This is a genomic window from [Rhizobium] kunmingense (assembly GCF_977018605.1).
Genome location: NZ_CDRNXG010000001.1, coordinates 1,108,695 through 1,126,158, shown reverse-complemented (window position 1 = coordinate 1,126,158; position 17,464 = coordinate 1,108,695). Strand labels below are relative to the sequence as shown.

The following is a 17,464-nucleotide window of genomic DNA, read 5'->3' as shown; positions in this document are numbered from 1 at the left end:
TCAACCCTCCGCCAGATGCCGGGCGATCACCGCCTCGGCTTGCGGCAGCGCGTCCGGCGTGCCGACGGTGATCCATTCGCCGTCCATGACGAGACCGAACAGCCGGCCTTTTTCGATCGCGCGGTCGAAATAGATGTTGAGGTTGAAGGCATCGTCCGGCGCATCGTCGAGCAGAGAGGAATGAAGGACGATCGCCCCTGCATAGACGACCGGATTGTCACCGTCCGTGTAGCGGGACAAACGACCATCGGCATTCAGCTGAAAATCCCTTTTGCCGTTATGGCCCGTGGTGCGCTCCAACGGCACGCAGAGCAGGGCCATGTCCATCGTCGCGGGATCAAAGAATCCGGCTAATTTTTCGAGGTTGGTAGCCTGACCGGGCTGTTCGCCGACCCAGAAGAGATCGGCATTCATCACGAAGGTGAGGCCGGGGGGCAGGAGGGCCAGACCCTTCTTCAGCCCGCCACCCGAATTCATCAGTTCGTCGCGTTCGTCGGAAATAGTGATATCGAGCCGCTTATAGGCGGCCAGATGCGCTTCCATCATCTCGGCGAAATGGTGCACGTTGACGACGGCTACCTCAACCCCGGCATCGGCCAGTGCGTCGAGGCCGTAATCGATCATCGCCTTGCCGGAAACCTGTACCAGCGGCTTCGGCATCCTGTCGGTAATCGGGCGCAGACGCGTTCCGAGACCCGCCGCCAGCACCATCGCCTGCCTGATTGTCATCGCACTCGACTTCTATGATTCGGAAAGTTCTATTCCAGCCCGCGAGCACCAATCGCGCAAGGGGGCGAGCGTTTCATGGGCAAGCGCTGTCGAAAGGTGCCTCAGCGTCCGCGGCATGTGCTTCATGTATTGCGGCTTGCCGTCGCGCTCCTTCAGCCGCACCCACAGGCCCGCCAGCTTGCAGTTGCGCTGCGCCGCCATGATTGCCCAGGATTTCATGAAGGCGGTCTCGTCGAAGGACCCGAGCGAGCGCCGCAGCGTCACGTAGTCGATCATCATCTGATCGGCCAGCGGCTTCGGAATATCGACCCGCGCATCCTGCACGATCGAGGCAAGATCATAGGCCGTCGGCCCGATCATCGCGTCCTGGAAATCGATGATGCCCACCTGGGCGACGCCGGATTGCTCGCCCCGCCAGATGATGTTGGGCGAATGGAAATCGCGCAGCAGCAGGTTCTTCTCTGCTGTACCAAGCTCGGCAATCAGCCCGTCCCAGATCGCCAGATACTCGGCCCGCTCGTCTTCGCCAGCCTGTTCGCCGCGTTTCCACGGCAGGTACCAGTCGAGCAGCAACCGCGCTTCCATCTTCATCGCGGTCGGATCGAAATCCGGCACGCGATGGATCGGACCATTTTCGATCGGCCCACTTTCTATTGGCAGATCCTGCTGCGTGACATGGCCGTGCAGATAGGCAAGCGCCACGACGCTTTCCCGGTAGCGCTCGGCAATCGGTTGCCCGTCGTCGTCGAGAACGCCGTCGCTGCCAAAATTCTCGATCAGCAGAATGCCCTGATCGTAATCGACATGCAGGACCTCCGGTGCCGAAAGGCTGAGGCTCTTCAGGTATTGCGAGATCGCCACGAAAGGATAGGCGTCCTCGGCGATATGGGCGACCTTCGGATAGGGTTTGCCGTCGAGAACCGGCGGACCTTCCGGCCGTTTCGGCCAGTCCATCAGGATCAGCGTTTCGCCCTCATCCGTCGTCACGCTTTCATAGGCCCGCATCGAGGCGTCGCCTGTCAGGAAGCGGCGAGGGGCTTTCGGATAGCCGTGGACGCCCAGAAATTCGCGGATCGCCAGAACGCGGCGGATGCGGGAAAGGGCCGCCTCCGGAGCCGAAATCGTCACCCGCCGCCCGGCACCTTCATGCTCCAGCTTCATGATGATCCGGTCGCGGGGCAGGAGGTCGCCGGCCATTTCCGGCCATTCGACGAGGCAGATGCCCGACGCCAGCGCTTCGTCGAAACCCAGCTCGTCGAGTTCGGACGCGTCACCCAGCCGGTAAAGATCGAAATGCGCGACGGGAATGCGCAATTCGTAAAGCTGAACCAGTGTGAAGGTCGGGCTCGGCACATCGAGATCGGCATCGTCTGCGACGGCGCGAATGAGGGCGCGGGCGAGCGTCGATTTGCCGGCCCCGAGATCGCCCGAGAGCGCAACGCAATCACCGGGGCGAAAGGCGAGCGCCAGATCCTCGCCGAGCCTGATCGTCTCGTCTTCGCCGGAAAGGTAAAGCGAAAGAGCCGAGCCGGCCGTCATTCGGCGGCGACCGAGTGAGCCGGCGAGATTGCGGGAATGCGGCAGGTGACCGTCGTGCCTTCGCCGGCGCGGCTGTCGATATTGACGTCGCCATGGTGCAGGTTGACGAAGCTCTCGACGATCGAAAGGCCCAGCCCCGCGCCGCTGCGCCGCCCATCCTTGGCCTGCGCCCGGAACCGGTCGAATACGGTTTTCAGCATGTCCGGCGGAATGCCCGGTCCGCGGTCGCGCACCGAGAAGAACACGTTGGTCGCATCGCGCCAGCAGTTCAGCGTGATGGTCGAATTGTCGGGGGCGAAATTGGTGGCGTTGGTCAGAAGCTTGATCAGGATCTGCTTCAACCGCTGCTGGTCGGCCATGATCGTGCCCATGCCGGCCGGCGCGATGATTTCCAGCGTCATGTTGTTTTCCTGCAGCCGGTCGGCGATCTGCATCGCCACATCGTCGAGCAGGTCCTCGATCGCCATTTCGGAATAGTTGAGCTGCATGATGCCGGCATCGACGGTTGCCAGATCGAGGATATCGTTGACGATGGTCAAAAGCACGGAGGACGAGGTCGAGATATGGTCGATATATTCGGCCTGTCGGTCGTTCAGCGGACCGATGCCCGGCGTCTTCAGGAGATCGGTAAAGCCGATGATGTTGGTCAGCGGCGAACGCAGTTCATAGGAAACGTGCTGGACGAAGTCGTTCTTCAGCTCGTCGGCCTTGCGCAGCGCCTCGTTCTTTTCCTTCAGCGCCTTTTCGGCGCTGACGCTTGCCGTCATGTCGACGAAGGTGAGCATCGTCTGGGCATTGGGCAGCGGCGTGACGGCATAGTCGAGAATGATGCCGGAATAGAGCTCGAACGTGCCCTGCAGCGAGGCGCGCTCGTCGTCGAAATTGGTCAATGCCTGGGCAAACCGGCGCCAGCCGTCGGGCTTGTCGTAGGACGGTGAGCAGGCGGCCTCGATCGTCTTGATGTGATTGCCGGGATGCGCCTGTTCGGCGGTGATGCCCCACAGCGCCCGGAACGCCGGGTTGGACAGGCGAATGCGGCCGTCGGGGCCGAAAACCGCGACACCTTCGGTCAGATGGTCGATCGTCTCACCCTGGACCTGGACCAGCGTGTTGTAGCGGGCTTCCAGATCCACCTGTTCCGTCAGGTTCTCGAACACCCAAGTCGCGCCGCCCTGCGGATGGGCCGTCGCGATGACGCGCAGCGTCTGGCCGTTCGGCAGATGCCATGTGTCGGTCCTGGTGTCGAGCGACTGGTAGACGGCAAGCGCCGTTTCCTTCCAGTTGCGCCAGTTGAGCTGTTCCGGCAGTTTGCCGTTGGAGCGCAGCCGGTCGAGAAGCTCGCTATTGTCCGGCTTCGATTCCAGGAACGGCAGGTCGAGGCCCCAGAGCTGCATGAAGGCCTGGTTGTAGAACTGCAGCCGCCGGGCACTGTCGAAGATGGCGACGGGCGTTGCCAGATGGTCGAGCGTCTCGGCATGGCTTTTCAGCGTCCGCTTCAGCTCCTCGCGCACCGTTTCCGCTTCCGACACGTCGATCGCCATGCCGGCGGACCCATCGGTGGAGACGACGTCGACGACATCGAGCACCGTGCGGTTGCCATGCACGACGGTCGACAGGCGGTCGTGGAACGGCGAGGTCGTCGTCGCCTTGGCGCGGATCATCTCGCGGCTGACGGTGCCGAGCAGCTCGCGGCCTTCGGCAACGGCCTTTTCAGGATTGCTGGCATCCACGGCATCGCCATAGGCATGGTTGACCCAGGCAAGCTTCCCCTGGCCGTCACGCCGCCAGACCGGCTGCTCGATCGCGTCGAGAAGCGACTGGAAGACGGAGATCGAGCTTGTCAGACGCTCGCGTTCGATCTTCAGTTCGGCAAGTTCGGCGCGCAGGTTGTTGAGCGCCAGAAAGCGGACGAAAGCCTTGCCGCCGGACACGCGGCCCTGGACTTCCAGCACTTCGTCGCGGGCCGTCTCCACGATCATGTCGAAACTGCGCGCATGGCTGCGCAACAGGTCGATCGCCTTGTCGAGGTCGGCTGCCGAGCTGGCGCGCAGCCAGCGACCGAACGCAAGGAATTCACTGTCGACCTGCGGCGCGCCGGTCTCCACCGGCAACTGGCCGAGCAGTTCGGCCTTCGACGAACCGCTTTCCCAGACGACGATGCGGCGGTTCTTGTCGGCGATCAGGGCCTCGTATTTGGAAATCCGCTGCTGCGCGTCGGAGAGCGCGCTGCGCATTTCCTCGCCTTCGGCTTCCATGTTGCCACGCTGGCGTACCAGCCAGACGGCAGCAAGCAGGGCAGCGCCGAGCGCGCCGAGCACGATGGACGAGACGATCACTTCGGCGGATGAGAAAAGCGGGGAGACGGCGGCATCTTCCTGCGCCATCGCCACGGTCGGAACCGCGACCAGCGAGGTGCCGGAGAGGAGCAGCCGCATGCGCCGTGCGATGCCCGCAAACGCCGCCTTCGCATAGCCACCATGGGGTGCATGCGGGGTCTTGCGGGCGCCGTTACCCAGGCCAAGAATTGGATCGGCCTGCTCTAGCAGGCTCATTTTTTTTACCGTCATGACCGGTGTGTCTCCGTCCAATTGCCGCTCATCGACAAGACATACCACTTCGCACCTTGCCCGAAGCCGACGGCGTGGACAGGTCGAATCAAGTCTCAAAACAATACTGGCTGGGGCAGGGGGCGGGAAGGCGTGGCGGCAAAAAAGAAGCCGCAGCCTTTTGTCAAGGCTGCGGCTACAACATGTTGTGGATTAACCGGCTACGGATTAGTAGCGGTAGTGTTCCGCCTTGAACGGACCCTGCGGCGAGATGCCGATATAGGCAGCCTGCTCCTCGGAAAGTTCCGTCAGCTTGACGCCGAGGCGGCCGAGATGGAGGCGCGCGACCTTTTCGTCGAGATGCTTCGGCAGGATATAGACGTCGTTCTTGTACTCACCTTCCTTGGTGAACAGCTCGATCTGTGCCAGCGTCTGGTTGGTGAACGAGGCGGACATGACGAAGGACGGGTGACCCGTTGCGTTGCCGAGGTTCAGGAGGCGACCTTCCGACAGAAGGATCATGCGGTTGCCCTTCGGGAACTCGATCATGTCGACCTGCGGCTTGACGTTGGTCCACTTGAGGTTCTTCAGCGCCGCGACCTGAATTTCGTTGTCGAAATGGCCGATATTGCCGACGATCGCCATGTCCTTCATCTCGCGCATGTGCTCGATGCGGATGACGTCCTTGTTGCCGGTCGTGGTGATGAAGATGTCGGCGGTGGCAACGACGTCTTCGAGCGTCACGACTTCAAAACCGTCCATGGCGGCCTGAAGGGCGCAGATCGGGTCGACTTCGGTCACCTTGACGCGGGCGCCGGCGCCCTGCAGCGAGGCGGCCGAACCCTTGCCGACGTCGCCGTAACCGCAGACGACGGCAACCTTGCCGGCCATCATCACGTCGGTGCCGCGGCGGATGCCGTCGACCAGCGATTCCTTGCAGCCGTACTTGTTGTCGAACTTCGACTTGGTGACCGAGTCGTTGACGTTGATCGCCGGGAAGGGCAGGAGGCCCTTCTTGGAGAGTTCGTACAGGCGGTGAACGCCCGTCGTCGTCTCTTCGGTGACGCCCTTGATCGCGTCGCGCTGCTTGGTGAACCAGCCCGGCGAAGCTTCGAGGCGCTTCTTGATCTGCGCGAACAGGATCTCTTCTTCTTCCGAACCGGGGTTCGACAGGACATCTTCACCGGCTTCGGCGCGGGCGCCGAGCAGGATGTACATGGTGGCATCGCCGCCATCGTCGAGGATCATGTTGGAGAAGCCGCCGTCAGACCACTGGAAGATCTTGTCGGTGTATTCCCAATATTCGGTCAGGCTCTCGCCCTTCACGGCGAAGACCGGGATGCCGGCGGCAGCGATTGCGGCTGCGGCATGGTCCTGCGTGGAGAAGATGTTGCAGGAGGCCCAGCGGATATCGGCGCCGAGCGCCTGCAGCGTTTCGATCAGAACGGCGGTCTGGATCGTCATGTGCAGCGAGCCGGAAATGCGCGCACCCTTGAGCGGCTTCGACGCACCGAATTCCTCGCGGCAGGACATCAGGCCCGGCATTTCGGTTTCGGCGATATCCAGCTCCTTGCGACCGAAGTCGGCAAGGTTGATATCCGCGACGATGTAGTCTTTTTCGGTGCTCATGAAGCTCTCCAGATCTCGTTGCATTGTCATGCGGCCCACCGGCGCCAATTGGGCATGGGCAGGCAAACTGGGTGGCGGTTTAGCAGGCTTCCGACCCAGTTGCAATGTCGATATAAAGAGGTCTTTATATGTTTATGTGACGGAGCCTGTCAGGTTTCCTCGCCGAACTTGTTGGCGATCAGGGCCTCCAGCGCATCGAGAGCGTCGGTCGCCTGATTGCCTTCGGCCGCGACGTCGATGCAACAGCCGGTGGAGGCTGCCAGCATCATCAGGCCCATGATCGATGTTCCGCCGACGCTCATCCCGTCCTTGGAGACGACGATCTTGGCGTCATAGCCCTCGACCATCTGCACGAACTTGGCCGACGCCCTGGCATGCAGTCCACGCTTGTTGACGATGGTGAATTGGCGGGTGAGGGCGGACATGCTGTTCGGTCTCGCTCTTATTTGCCGCTCAGGACGCGGCTGGCGACGTTGATGTATTTGCGACCGGCTTCGGAGGCTTCGGCAAGCGCCCGCTCCATGTCGTTTTCGCCGCGAACGCCGGCAAGCTTGATCAGCATCGGCAGGTTCATTCCGGCGATCACTTCGGTCGTGCCGCTTTCCATGACGGAGATGGAGAGGTTGGAAGGCGTTCCGCCAAACATGTCGGTCAGGATGATGACGCCGTTTCCGGCATTGGCGCGCCCGACGGCGTCGAGGATATCCTGCCGCCGCTGATCCATGTCGTCTTCCGGACCGATGCAGACGGTTTCGATCAATTTCTGCGGACCAACCACATGCTCGACGGCATGTTTGAATTCCTCAGCCAGCTTGCCATGGGTGACAAGCACCAGTCCGATCATGAAAATACGCCCCCTGATTTCAAAACTCGCGGCCCATATCGTAACGCACTGGTGCCGTAAAGCGGCGGGTTGCCATCTTCGCCAACTAGCGTTGAAGTTCAAGTTAAAAAAATCGCTGCCCCGCTCACCAAATCGTGGACCCCTCTCGCCAGGCGGGCATCAGGGCACCGATGACGGCGAGTGGATCGGCCGCATTGGCTATGATCCGAACCATAGGCAGGTCGCCGGCGTCCCCGAGCGAAAACCGCTCTCCTTGCGGCGGAAGACGCTCGGCGTCGCCGGCGCAAACCACGCGGATGGCAAGGTCGAGAGCAGCCGACGGCACATGTTCCATCCGCACGATGCCGCTGCCGCGCAGCTCCATCATGCCGGCGATCGAGGGCGGGCAGGTGGCGATGATGCGGTCGTCGCTGCGGCTGACGAAGATCTGGTCGTCGGCGATAAGGGCTGCCTTGCCCCCCAGCCTTCGGGCGATCGTCAGGCATTGGAAGGCCATCATCGACTTGCCGGCGCCGGACGGGCCGACGAAGATCAGGCCGCGTCCTTCGACGGCAATCGCCGTTGCATGAATGTTGAAGGGCGGGCCGCTCACGCGCTGCTGCCGGCCGGAAGCGACAGGATGAAGCGCGCACCGGTAATGTGCTGGGCCTTGTCCTGCACGTTTTCCGCCTTCAGCGTGCCGCCGTGGGCTTCGGCGATCTGCCGGCTGATCGACAGGCCCAGCCCCGAATTCTGGCCGAAACTCTCGCCGTCGGGGCGGTCGGTATAGAAACGCTCGAAGATGCGGTCGATATTTTCTGCCTGGATGCCGGGGCCGTTGTCATCCACGGTGATCACCACCCGGTCCTTCTGCCGCGACAGGCGGATGGTGAGATGGCCGCTCTTTTCCGGCACGAAGGAGCGTGCGTTCTCGATCAGGTTGGTGATGATCTGTCCGAGCCTCAGGTCATGGCCATTGACGACGAAGGCTCCCTTTTCGAGACCCTTGTCGTCGACGCCGAGATCGATCTCGACCGGTTTGCGGCCGGTGCGCATCTGCCGGGAAATATCGACAAGGTTGGTGACCAGCGTTTCCATGTCGATCGGCGCCGAATCCGTGCGCGCCAGTTCCGCATCGAGGCGCGACGCATCGGAAATGTCGCTGATCAGCCGGTCGAGGCGGCGCACGTCATGGAAGATGATCTCGGTAAGCCGCCGCTTGGATTCCTCTGATTTCGCCAGCGGCAGGGTTTCCACGGCGCTGCGCAGCGAGGTAAGCGGGTTTTTCAGCTCGTGGCTGACATCGGCGGCAAAGCTTTCGATCGCGTCGATACGGTCATAAAGCGCATTGGTCATGTCGCGCACGGCAATCGACAGGTTGCCGATCTCGTCCTGGCGATAGGAGAAATCCGGGATTTCCTCGCGCTGCTTGGCGCCGCGGCGAACCCGGATGGCGGCAGCCGAAAGCCGACGCAGCGGATTGGCGATCGTCGAGGACAGAAGCAGCGACAGCACGATGTTGACGAGTGTCGCGACGCCGAAGACGCGCATGATCGCCAGCCGCTCGGCATGGACGATCTTGTCGATATCGCCGGCCTGTGTGGACAGAAGCAGGACGCCGAGCACGGCGCGAAAACGCTGCACGGGAACGGCGACCGAGACGATCAGCTCACCACGATCGGTGATCCGCACGAGCGCGCCGCGCACGCCGGTCAGGGCGTTCATCACTTCCGGATAGATCGAGCCGTCACCGCCCGGCGCTTCGCGGTAGACCGGCAGGTTGCCGGGCTGGAGCAGCCGGTTGAACAGGCCGGACGTCCATTCGCTCCAGGTCTGGGTTTCGTTTTCGACCGGCGGCAGATCGTATCGCAGAACCTGGCCGCGCGAATACAGATGGCGCGAATCGAGCAGCAGGTTGGCATCCGCATCGAACAGGCGGGCACGGGTGCGGGTCGGCGAGATGAGCCGGCGCAGGACCGGTGCGACGCGTTCCGGGTCGATCGGGAAATCCAGATCCTCGTCGTTCGGCACCGGCGTGATGCTCTGGCCGGCCTGCAGTTCAAGGAGCTTTTCCGGATCGATGGTGATCGAGTTCGTATCGACCGAAGCCGAAGCCGAGACGGCGGCGGAAATGATCTCGCCCTGGGTCAGCAGGCTTTCGACGCGGGCATCGATCAGCCCTTCGCGAAACTGGTTGAGATAGAGGATGCCTGCGACGAGAACGACGGTCGCGGCGATATTGAAGAACAGGATACGGCGCGTGAGGCTGGAAAACACTGCATGGCCGAACAGGCGGCGGATCAGTGTGAACGAGCGGGGCCAGATCCGGCGGACGCTGCGTCTCACCGGGGCTACACCGATCGGCTGATTTTCGAGCAGTCTGTCTGCCACGTCCTGGTCCTTCCGCCGGGCCAATCTATCGCCGGCCCGGTCGTGGCTTCAAGTTAAGCTGTCGTAACTTTCGCGCGTCAGGCCGCTTCGCGGAAGCGATAACCGACACCATAGAGCGTTTCGATCATGTCGAAATCCGTGTCAACCATCTTGAACTTCTTGCGCAGCCGCTTGATGTGGCTGTCGATGGTGCGGTCGTCGACATAAACCTGCTCGTCATAGGCGGCATCCATCAGCGCGTCGCGGCTCTTGACCACGCCCGGACGCTGCGCCAGCGAGTGGAGGATGAGGAATTCGGTAACGGTCAGCGTCACCGGCTCGCCCTTCCAGGTGCAGGTATGGCGTTCCTGATCCATCAGCAACTGGCCGCGCTCGAGTGTCCGTGCCGCCAGCTGTTCCGGCGTTGCCTTCACGCCGCCCGGTGCCTGCAGATCGCGGCTGCCCGCACGGCGCAGGATCGCCTTCACCCGCTCCACCAGCAGGCGCTGGGAAAACGGCTTGGTGATGAAGTCGTCGGCGCCCATCTTGAGGCCGAACAGTTCGTCGATTTCCTCGTCCTTGGAGGTGAGGAAGATGACCGGAAGATCGGACTTCTGGCGCAGGCGGCGCAGCAATTCCATTCCGTCCATGCGCGGCATCTTGATGTCGAAGATGGCAAGCTGCGGTGGCCGGGCGACCAGACCGTCAAGCGCCGATGCGCCATCCGTGTAGGTCTCGACCTTGTAGCCTTCCGCCTCGAGCGCGATCGACACCGAGGTGAGAATGTTTCGGTCGTCGTCTACGAGCGCGATTGTCTGCATACCGTCCGTCTCCATTGCCATTTCGTGCGCATCTCCTGGAATGACCGTTTTCATCGGTTCCCAGCCCTCGCCAAGCGCTACATGGGGGGAAAGGTGGAACAAATTGTGGCAAAGTCAAAGGGAGAGTGTTTGGCGGTGCGCGCGCCGCAGGGTCGCAAATGGCCGCATTCCTGCCGTTTATCAGGCGCATCAAAAAGCCCAATAAACCGATTTAAAGCGAAATAGATTTCTTTAAATCGATTAAATTATTGATTTTGTTGATCTATTTAAATCAGGTGGCTTGCCGTTTTAAAAAACAGGCTCTAGTTTCAAGCCACGGCCAATCGTAGAAATAGTAGACGGAGGTTAGGCGCGTATGGAAGAGCTTGGACTTTATAATCCGGCAAACGGTGTTGCAGCGATCGGTCTCGATAAGGTCGCACGCGTCAGCTACAACCTCTCCGAGGTCGAGCTTTATGAAGAATCGCTGCGCAAGGGCGAGGCGACGCTGACCGCCGATGGCGCGCTGCGCGCCGTCACCGGCCAGCATACCGGCCGTTCGCCGAAGGACAAGTTCGTCGTTCGCGATGCTTCGACCGAGACCAAGATCTGGTGGGACAACAACAAGCCGATGTCGCCGGAGCACTTTGCCGTGCTGAAGGCCGACATGCTGGCCCATGCCGCCGGCCGCGAACTCTATGTGCAGGATCTCGTCGGCGGTGCCGATGCCGAAAACGCCCTGCCGACCCGCGTCGTCACCGAGCTTGCCTGGCATGCGCTGTTCATCCGCAACCTTCTGATCCGTCCCAAGCGTGAGACGCTGTCCGGGTTCCAGCAGAAGCTGACGATCATCAACCTGCCGAGCTTCAAGGCCGATCCGGAGCGCCATGGCTGCCGCTCCGAAACGGTGATCGCCTGCGATCTGGAAAATGGTCTCGTTCTGATCGGCGGCACCTCCTATGCCGGCGAGAACAAGAAGTCCGTCTTCACCGTCCTGAATTACCTGTTGCCGGCCAAGGGCGTGATGCCGATGCATTGCTCGGCCAATGTCGGCGCTGAAGGCGATACCGCCGTGTTCTTCGGCCTGTCCGGCACCGGCAAGACGACGCTGTCGGCCGATCCGGCCCGTACGCTGATCGGTGACGACGAGCATGGCTGGGGCGAAAACGGCGTCTTCAACTTCGAAGGCGGCTGCTATGCCAAGGCGATCAAGCTGTCAGCCGAAGCCGAGCCTGAAATCTACGCCGCGACCCGTCGCTTCGGCACCGTTCTCGAAAACGTCGTTCTCGACGAGAACCGCGTGCCGGATTTCGACGACAATTCGTTGACGGAAAACACCCGCAGCGCCTATCCGCTGCACTTCATCCCGAACGCCTCGGAAACCGGTCTGGCGCCCCATCCGAAGACGATCATCATGCTGACGGCCGATGCCTTCGGCGTCATGCCGCCGATTGCAAGGTTGACGCCGGAACAGGCGATGTACCACTTCCTGTCCGGTTATACCGCCAAGGTGGCCGGCACGGAAAAGGGCGTGACCGAGCCGGAAGCGACCTTCTCGACCTGCTTCGGCGCGCCGTTCATGCCGCGTCATCCGGCCGAATACGGCAACCTGTTGAAGGAACTGATCGCCAAGCACGGCGTCGACTGCTGGCTGGTCAACACCGGCTGGACCGGTGGCGCCTACGGTACCGGCCGCCGCATGCCGATCAAGGCGACCCGCGCGCTTCTGACGTCTGCGCTGAACGGCAGCCTGAAGAATGCCGAGTTCCGCACCGACGCCAATTTCGGCTTTGCCGTTCCGGTTGCGGTCGATGGCGTCGAGAATGCCATTCTCGACCCGCGTTCGACCTGGGCCGATGGACTGGCCTATGACAACCAGGCGGCCAAGCTCGTTTCGATGTTCATCAAGAACTTCGAAAAGTTCGAGGCGCATGTCGATGCCAAGGTCAAGGATGCAGCGCCTGGATTGCTGGTCGCAGCCGAATAAGCGCAAAACGTGTGATTCACGTGGAACCGTCGGTCGGGCAATACCCGGCCGGCGGTTTTCTTTTGTGCGGCTTTATGGGAAAGATGCCGGCCAGTCGCTAGAATTCGAGACCATGGCCAGCAATCCGCTTATCATCAACAGCCGCATCACCATCGCCGGATGGGAACTGACGGAACAGTTCGTTCTGGCGGGTGGTCCCGGCGGGCAGAATGTCAACAAGGTCTCGACCGCGGTTCAACTGTTCTTCGATATCGTCAACTCGCCGTCTCTGCCCGAGCGCGTCAAGACGAATGCCTTGAAGCTTGCCGGAAAGCGGGTGTCGAAGGACGGCGTGCTGATGATAGAGGCGAGCAAGTCGCGCAGCCAGGAACGCAACCGGGAAGAGGCGCGAGAACGGCTGAAGGAGCTGATCCTCGAGGCCGCCAAGCCGCCGCCGCCGGTGCGCAAGGCGACAAGGCCGACCAAGGGCTCGGTCGAGCGGCGGCTGAAGGCAAAATCCGGGCGCTCCGACATCAAGAAGATGCGCGGCAAGCCGAGCGGAGACTGAAGCCGAACGGAAGAGGAGGAGAGGGCATGGCGACGCTGATGAACGGTATCCGGCATCTTCCGGCCTATCTCGATCGGCCGGCGCAGGAGCATCTGGTCGAGGTCATTCGGGGGATCGTCGCCGAGGCGCCGCTTTATACGCCGGTGATGCCGGGGACGGGCAAGCCGATGTCGGTCAGGATGACCAATTGCGGCGCGCTCGGCTGGGTGACCGACAGGGAGCGCGGCTATCGCTACCAGCCCACCCACCCGGCAACAGGCAAGCCATGGCCGGCGATCCCTCCCGAACTGTTAGAACTCTGGACCGCGCTTTCCGGCCATCCCGATCTGCCGCAGGCCTGCCTCGTCAACTTCTATTCCGATGATGCGAAAATGGGCCTGCATCAGGATAGGGATGAGACCGACTTTTCCGCACCGGTCCTGTCGATTTCGCTCGGCAACACCTGCCTCTTCCGCGTCGGCGGGCTGGAGCGAAAAGACCCCACCGGCTCGTTCAGGCTGTCGAGCGGCGATGTCGTGATCCTCGGCGGGGAGGGGCGGCTTGCCTTCCACGGCGTCGACCGCATCTATCCCAACACCTCGACGCTTCTGAAAAACGGCGGCCGGATCAATCTGACGCTCCGTCGCGTCGGTCCGTGAGTGTTGAATCCGGCTACAGTTTTCTGAGCGACACCGTTTCGATGAAGTGATCGCGGCCCTTGCGCAGGATGATGTCGGCGCGCGGGCGGGTCGGCAGAATGTTCTGGCGCAGGTTCTTCAGGTTGATGTTTTCCCAAAGACCCTCGGCGACCTCGAGCGCCGCATCCGTATCGATCGCCGCGTATTTCTTGAAGAACGACGTCGGATCGCGGAAGGCGGTTTCGCGCAGCTTCATGAAGCGCTGCACATACCACTGGTGGATCTGCTCTTCGTCCGCATCGATATAGATCGAGAAGTCGAAGAAATCCGAGACGATCGGCACGATTGTTCCATCCGTCGGCAACGCCCGCGATTGCAGCACGTTGATGCCTTCGAAGATCAGGATGTCGGGCCGGTCGACCAGCGTGTAGTCGTCTGACAGCACGTCATAGGTCAGGTGCGAATAGCGCGGTGCCCTGACGTTCGGCTCGCCGGCCTTGATGGCTGACAGAAATCGCAGGATCTGGCCGATATCGTAGCTTTCCGGAAAACCCTTGCGCTGCATCATGTCCTGACGCTGGAGCACGGCGTTTGGATAGAGAAAGCCGTCGGTGGTGATCAGATCCACCTTCGGGCTGGATGGCCAGCGGGCGAGAAGTTCCTGCAGCACGCGGGCGGTTGTCGACTTGCCGACCGCGACCGATCCGGCGATGCCGATGATGAAAGGCGTCTTGGACACATCCGGCAGGGTAAGGAAGCGGTTGCGCTGCCGGAACAGCCGCTGCGAGGCTTCCACATGCGTGGAAAGAAGGCGCGACAGCGCAAGGTAGATGCGCCGCACTTCGTCGAGGTTGATCGGGTCGTCCAGCGAGCGCAGCCGGGCGATTTCCTCGGAGGTCAGCGTCAGCGGCGTATCGGCGCGGAAACGCGCCCATTCTTCAGCGCTGAAGTGATGATAGGGAGAATAGAACTCGGTCATCGGGACGGCTTGCCGCTCATCGGCGGGCTGCGGTGCGCTACTCATGACTTCGGCCGGCTTGCCTTTTCTTGCAAGCCCGACTGGCCGGTCCTGCGTTGAAGTTCGTCGAGCACATCCTGCAACGGAATGTCGGCGATATTCAATACGACTAACAGGTGATAGATCAGGTCGGCGCTTTCCGACACCAGTTCCTTGCGGTCCTGCGCCACGGCCGCGATCACCGTTTCGACCGCTTCTTCGCCGAGTTTCTTGGCGGCCTTGGTCTGGCCGGCGGCGGCAAGTTTTGCCGTCCAGGACTCGTCCGGCGAGGCTTTCGCCCGCGCGGCGACGATCTTTTCCAGATCGCTCAGGGTAAATTCGCTCAAAACTCTCTCCTCCGGCCCGGTTCTAAAGCGTATCGCGATTTTCAGATTCGCTCTGCACGCTTTAGCCTTTTATTTTTGCGCGTGTCTTTAGCTCGAAACCGGCAACCACTTTCGAGCGACACGCTCTAGTCGAGCCGCATGGCGATGCCATGCTCCGCCATATAACGCTTCGCCTCGCCGATCGAATAGGTGCCGAAGTGGAAAATCGACGCGGCAAGCACCGCTGTCGCATGGCCCTCCTTCACCCCGGCGACAAGATCGTCGAGATTGCCGACGCCTCCGGACGCGATGACGGGCACCCGAACGCTGTCGGCAATGGTGCGCGTCAATTCCAGATCGTATCCGATCTTGGTGCCGTCGCGATCCATCGATGTGACCAACAGTTCGCCGGCACCGCGCTCGACCATTCTGCGGGCGAATTCGACCGCATCGATGCCGGTGGCGTTGCGCCCGCCATGGGTGAAGATTTCCCAACGGTCGGTCTCGCCGGTGGCGGACACTTTCTTGGCGTCGATCGACACGACGATGCACTGGTTGCCGAACTTGTCGGCGGCTTCGGCGACGAAATCCGGGTTGTTGACGGCGGCCGAATTGATCGAGACCTTGTCGGCACCGGCCAGCAGCAGCTTGCGGATGTCGCCGACCTGACGCACGCCGCCGCCGACGGTGACCGGCATGAAGCAATGCTCGGCGGTGCGGGCGACGACGTCGAAAATCGTGTCTCGATTGTCGGACGAGGCGGTGATGTCGAGGAAGCAGAGTTCGTCGGCACCGGCGGCATCATAGGCCTTGGCGGCCTCCACCGGATCGCCGGCATCGATCAAGTCGACGAAGTTGACGCCCTTGACGACGCGGCCGTCCTTGACGTCGAGACAGGGAATGACGCGAGCTTTGAGGGTCATCGGACGGCCTCCATTTTAGTTTGCCTGTCCTCGCCGCTGTGCGGCTGCGGGCAGCGCGGGCCGTCCTTGACGTCGAGGCGGGGGATGACGCGGGCTTTGAGAGTCATGCGGTCTTGCCCTTCGCGGCACGGATGAGCGCCAGCGCCTCGGACGGGTCGATACGACCATCATAAAGAGCCCGGCCGGAGATGGCGCCTTCGAGACGGGCGGCATCGGGTTCGAGCATGCGGCGGATGTCCTCGAGCGAGGCGAGGCCGCCGGATGCAATAACCGGGATGGAGACGGCATCCGCCAGTTCCAGCGTCGAGGCCCAGTTGATGCCGGCGAGAATGCCGTCGCGATCGATATCGGTATAGATGATCGCCGAGACACCGGCGCCCTCGAATTTCTTCGCCAGCTCGATCACGCCGAGTTCGGAGGCTTCAGCCCAACCCTCGACTGCAACCTTGCCGCCCTTGGCATCGATGCCGACGGCGACCTTGCCCGGAAATTTCTTGCAGGCCTCGATGACGAGCGCCGGATCGCGAACCGCAACGGTGCCGAGGATGACGCGGGAAAGCCCTCGCGAAAGCCAGGTCTCGATATGATCGAGCGTGCGAATGCCGCCGCCGAGCTGCACCGGGTTCTTCGTCGCCTTTAGGATGGCATCGACGGCCGCGCCATTGACGCTCTCGCCGGCGAATGCGCCGTTGAGATCCACGACATGCAGCCACTCGAAACCCTGGTCCTCAAAGGCTTTCGCCTGGGCGCCGGGGTCGGGATTATAGACGGTGGCCTGCTCCATGTCGCCAAGCTTGAGGCGAACGCACTGGCCGTCTTTCAGGTCGATAGCTGGGAAGAGGATCATAATTCTATTCAATTCGTGGGGGCGGGTGATGTGTTGAAGATGCCTGCCGCATCTATGATGTCGGAGCCGAATAGCGAGGCCGTCAGAACAAGTCCAGTGACGAGAAGTGTCCATATGACAGTTGCAACTAGACCGGTTCCGACTTGAGACCAGAAATTCGATTGGTTCTTGATCGAATTCTCAATATCTCTCGCTTGTCTCAGCATCTCGCTATTCAGAGCGCCGATCTTGATCGTCGGCTCAAGCGCTTGGACATAGGTATCCGCATAGCCGCTCAACAAATCGGATGCGCGAGCGCGCAGAGTATTCCTGACGTCTTCGGTAAGGTAGCTGGTCGTAACGGCGGCAATTTCGCTGCCTGTTGGTTTACGCCCGTCATTTTGCGCCCTGTGCTTGATGATCCAGTCCCGCTTCTGGCGCTTGTAGAGTGAGTAGGCGATCAATCCGACAAGATCGATGTCGCCGTTGCCGTCGTCATCAATGTAGTATTCGAGCACGCGATTGTAGTCGCGTTGGGTGACCGCTTCGTCAGGTTCCTCTCGCTGTTCGGAAGAGGTCATGCCTTTTCCTTGTAGGCCTTCGCCGCATTGACAAGCGCCTTGCGGTGCAGGCTCTCGTCGACGCGACGGATGATCCGTCCGTCCGGAAGGACAACATCGGAGATCACCGACTGGCCTGGCCTGGAGCGCTTCAGCGTATAGGAAATCAATCCGGATTTTGCGATTTTAGGCGCCTTGGTCATAGATGCCTCCTTGTGCCTCGCAAATATAATAGGGATTCCGCG

General features: G+C 61.5%; 18 protein-coding genes. 3 read left to right on the top strand and 15 right to left on the bottom strand.

Annotated features, from left to right (window positions below):
• The 9 genes from AC0JZ4_RS05655 to AC0JZ4_RS05615 all read right to left on the bottom strand — a co-directional run bounded on the left by AC0JZ4_RS05655 (position 1) and on the right by AC0JZ4_RS05615 (position 10,457).
• Positions 1–729: a nucleotidyltransferase family protein gene (locus tag AC0JZ4_RS05655; RefSeq protein ID WP_471885443.1), complete on the bottom strand. Its 729-nt coding sequence runs from the start codon at positions 727–729 to the stop codon at positions 1–3.
• A 12-nt stretch (positions 730–741) separates the two neighbouring features.
• Positions 742–2,268: a tRNA (adenosine(37)-N6)-threonylcarbamoyltransferase complex ATPase subunit type 1 TsaE gene (tsaE, locus tag AC0JZ4_RS05650; protein WP_471885442.1), complete on the bottom strand. Its 1,527-nt coding sequence runs from the start codon at positions 2,266–2,268 to the stop codon at positions 742–744.
• On the bottom strand, positions 2,265–4,835 hold the full coding sequence (locus tag AC0JZ4_RS05645; protein WP_471885441.1) for a sensor histidine kinase: 2,571 nt from the start codon (positions 4,833–4,835) through the stop codon (positions 2,265–2,267). Before AC0JZ4_RS05645 ends, tsaE begins: the two co-directional genes overlap by 4 nt.
• 207 nt (positions 4,836–5,042) lie before the next feature.
• Positions 5,043–6,443: an adenosylhomocysteinase gene (ahcY, locus tag AC0JZ4_RS05640; protein ID WP_471885440.1), complete on the bottom strand. Its 1,401-nt coding sequence runs from the start codon at positions 6,441–6,443 to the stop codon at positions 5,043–5,045.
• A gap of 149 nt (positions 6,444–6,592) precedes the next feature.
• Positions 6,593–6,868, bottom strand: coding sequence for an HPr family phosphocarrier protein (locus tag AC0JZ4_RS05635; RefSeq protein WP_471885439.1), 276 nt, complete (start codon positions 6,866–6,868; stop codon positions 6,593–6,595).
• 17 nt (positions 6,869–6,885) lie between these two features.
• Positions 6,886–7,287, bottom strand: coding sequence for a PTS sugar transporter subunit IIA (locus AC0JZ4_RS05630; RefSeq protein WP_471885438.1), 402 nt, complete (start codon positions 7,285–7,287; stop codon positions 6,886–6,888).
• A gap of 124 nt (positions 7,288–7,411) precedes the next feature.
• Positions 7,412–7,879 carry an HPr kinase/phosphorylase gene (locus AC0JZ4_RS05625; RefSeq protein WP_471885437.1) on the bottom strand — a complete coding sequence of 156 codons (468 nt, stop codon included), beginning with the start codon at positions 7,877–7,879 and terminating at the stop codon, positions 7,412–7,414.
• Complete coding sequence (locus tag AC0JZ4_RS05620; protein WP_471887802.1) at positions 7,876–9,627, bottom strand: stimulus-sensing domain-containing protein; 1,752 nt, start codon at positions 9,625–9,627, stop codon at positions 7,876–7,878. Before AC0JZ4_RS05620 ends, AC0JZ4_RS05625 begins: the two co-directional genes overlap by 4 nt.
• A gap of 107 nt (positions 9,628–9,734) precedes the next feature.
• The gene (locus AC0JZ4_RS05615; protein ID WP_471887801.1) at positions 9,735–10,457 is read right to left on the bottom strand and encodes a response regulator transcription factor; all 723 of its coding nucleotides are present in this window, start codon (positions 10,455–10,457) and stop codon (positions 9,735–9,737) included.
• Between the two features lie 355 nt (positions 10,458–10,812).
• Here AC0JZ4_RS05615 and AC0JZ4_RS05610 point away from each other — a divergent pair, with 355 nt between their 5' ends.
• From AC0JZ4_RS05610 to AC0JZ4_RS05600, 3 genes are all read left to right on the top strand, one after another.
• Complete coding sequence (locus AC0JZ4_RS05610) at positions 10,813–12,423, top strand: phosphoenolpyruvate carboxykinase (RefSeq protein ID WP_471885436.1); 1,611 nt, start codon at positions 10,813–10,815, stop codon at positions 12,421–12,423.
• A gap of 112 nt (positions 12,424–12,535) precedes the next feature.
• Entirely contained in the window at positions 12,536–12,970 is a 435-nt protein-coding gene (gene arfB, locus AC0JZ4_RS05605; RefSeq protein WP_471885435.1) for an alternative ribosome rescue aminoacyl-tRNA hydrolase ArfB, read from the top strand.
• A gap of 26 nt (positions 12,971–12,996) precedes the next feature.
• Complete coding sequence (locus tag AC0JZ4_RS05600) at positions 12,997–13,608, top strand: alpha-ketoglutarate-dependent dioxygenase AlkB family protein (protein WP_471885434.1); 612 nt, start codon at positions 12,997–12,999, stop codon at positions 13,606–13,608.
• A gap of 13 nt (positions 13,609–13,621) precedes the next feature.
• Here AC0JZ4_RS05600 and coaA read toward each other — a convergent pair whose 3' ends face one another.
• The 6 genes from coaA to AC0JZ4_RS05570 all read right to left on the bottom strand — a co-directional run bounded on the left by coaA (position 13,622) and on the right by AC0JZ4_RS05570 (position 17,422).
• The gene (coaA, locus tag AC0JZ4_RS05595; RefSeq protein ID WP_471885433.1) at positions 13,622–14,611 is read right to left on the bottom strand and encodes a type I pantothenate kinase; all 990 of its coding nucleotides are present in this window, start codon (positions 14,609–14,611) and stop codon (positions 13,622–13,624) included.
• Positions 14,608–14,931: a phosphoribosyl-ATP diphosphatase gene (locus tag AC0JZ4_RS05590; RefSeq protein ID WP_471885432.1), complete on the bottom strand. Its 324-nt coding sequence runs from the start codon at positions 14,929–14,931 to the stop codon at positions 14,608–14,610. Before AC0JZ4_RS05590 ends, coaA begins: the two co-directional genes overlap by 4 nt.
• Before the next feature lie 125 nt (positions 14,932–15,056).
• The gene (gene hisF, locus AC0JZ4_RS05585; RefSeq protein WP_471885431.1) at positions 15,057–15,833 is read right to left on the bottom strand and encodes an imidazole glycerol phosphate synthase subunit HisF; all 777 of its coding nucleotides are present in this window, start codon (positions 15,831–15,833) and stop codon (positions 15,057–15,059) included.
• A 103-nt stretch (positions 15,834–15,936) separates the two neighbouring features.
• A complete protein-coding gene (hisA, locus tag AC0JZ4_RS05580) occupies positions 15,937–16,680 on the bottom strand; it encodes a 1-(5-phosphoribosyl)-5-[(5-phosphoribosylamino)methylideneamino]imidazole-4-carboxamide isomerase (RefSeq protein WP_471885430.1) in 744 nt (247 codons plus the stop codon).
• Between the two features lie 8 nt (positions 16,681–16,688).
• Complete coding sequence (locus AC0JZ4_RS05575) at positions 16,689–17,240, bottom strand: hypothetical protein (RefSeq protein WP_471885429.1); 552 nt, start codon at positions 17,238–17,240, stop codon at positions 16,689–16,691.
• Positions 17,237–17,422: a hypothetical protein gene (locus tag AC0JZ4_RS05570; RefSeq protein ID WP_471885428.1), complete on the bottom strand. Its 186-nt coding sequence runs from the start codon at positions 17,420–17,422 to the stop codon at positions 17,237–17,239. Before AC0JZ4_RS05570 ends, AC0JZ4_RS05575 begins: the two co-directional genes overlap by 4 nt.
• Between the last annotated feature and the right edge of the window lie 42 nt (positions 17,423–17,464).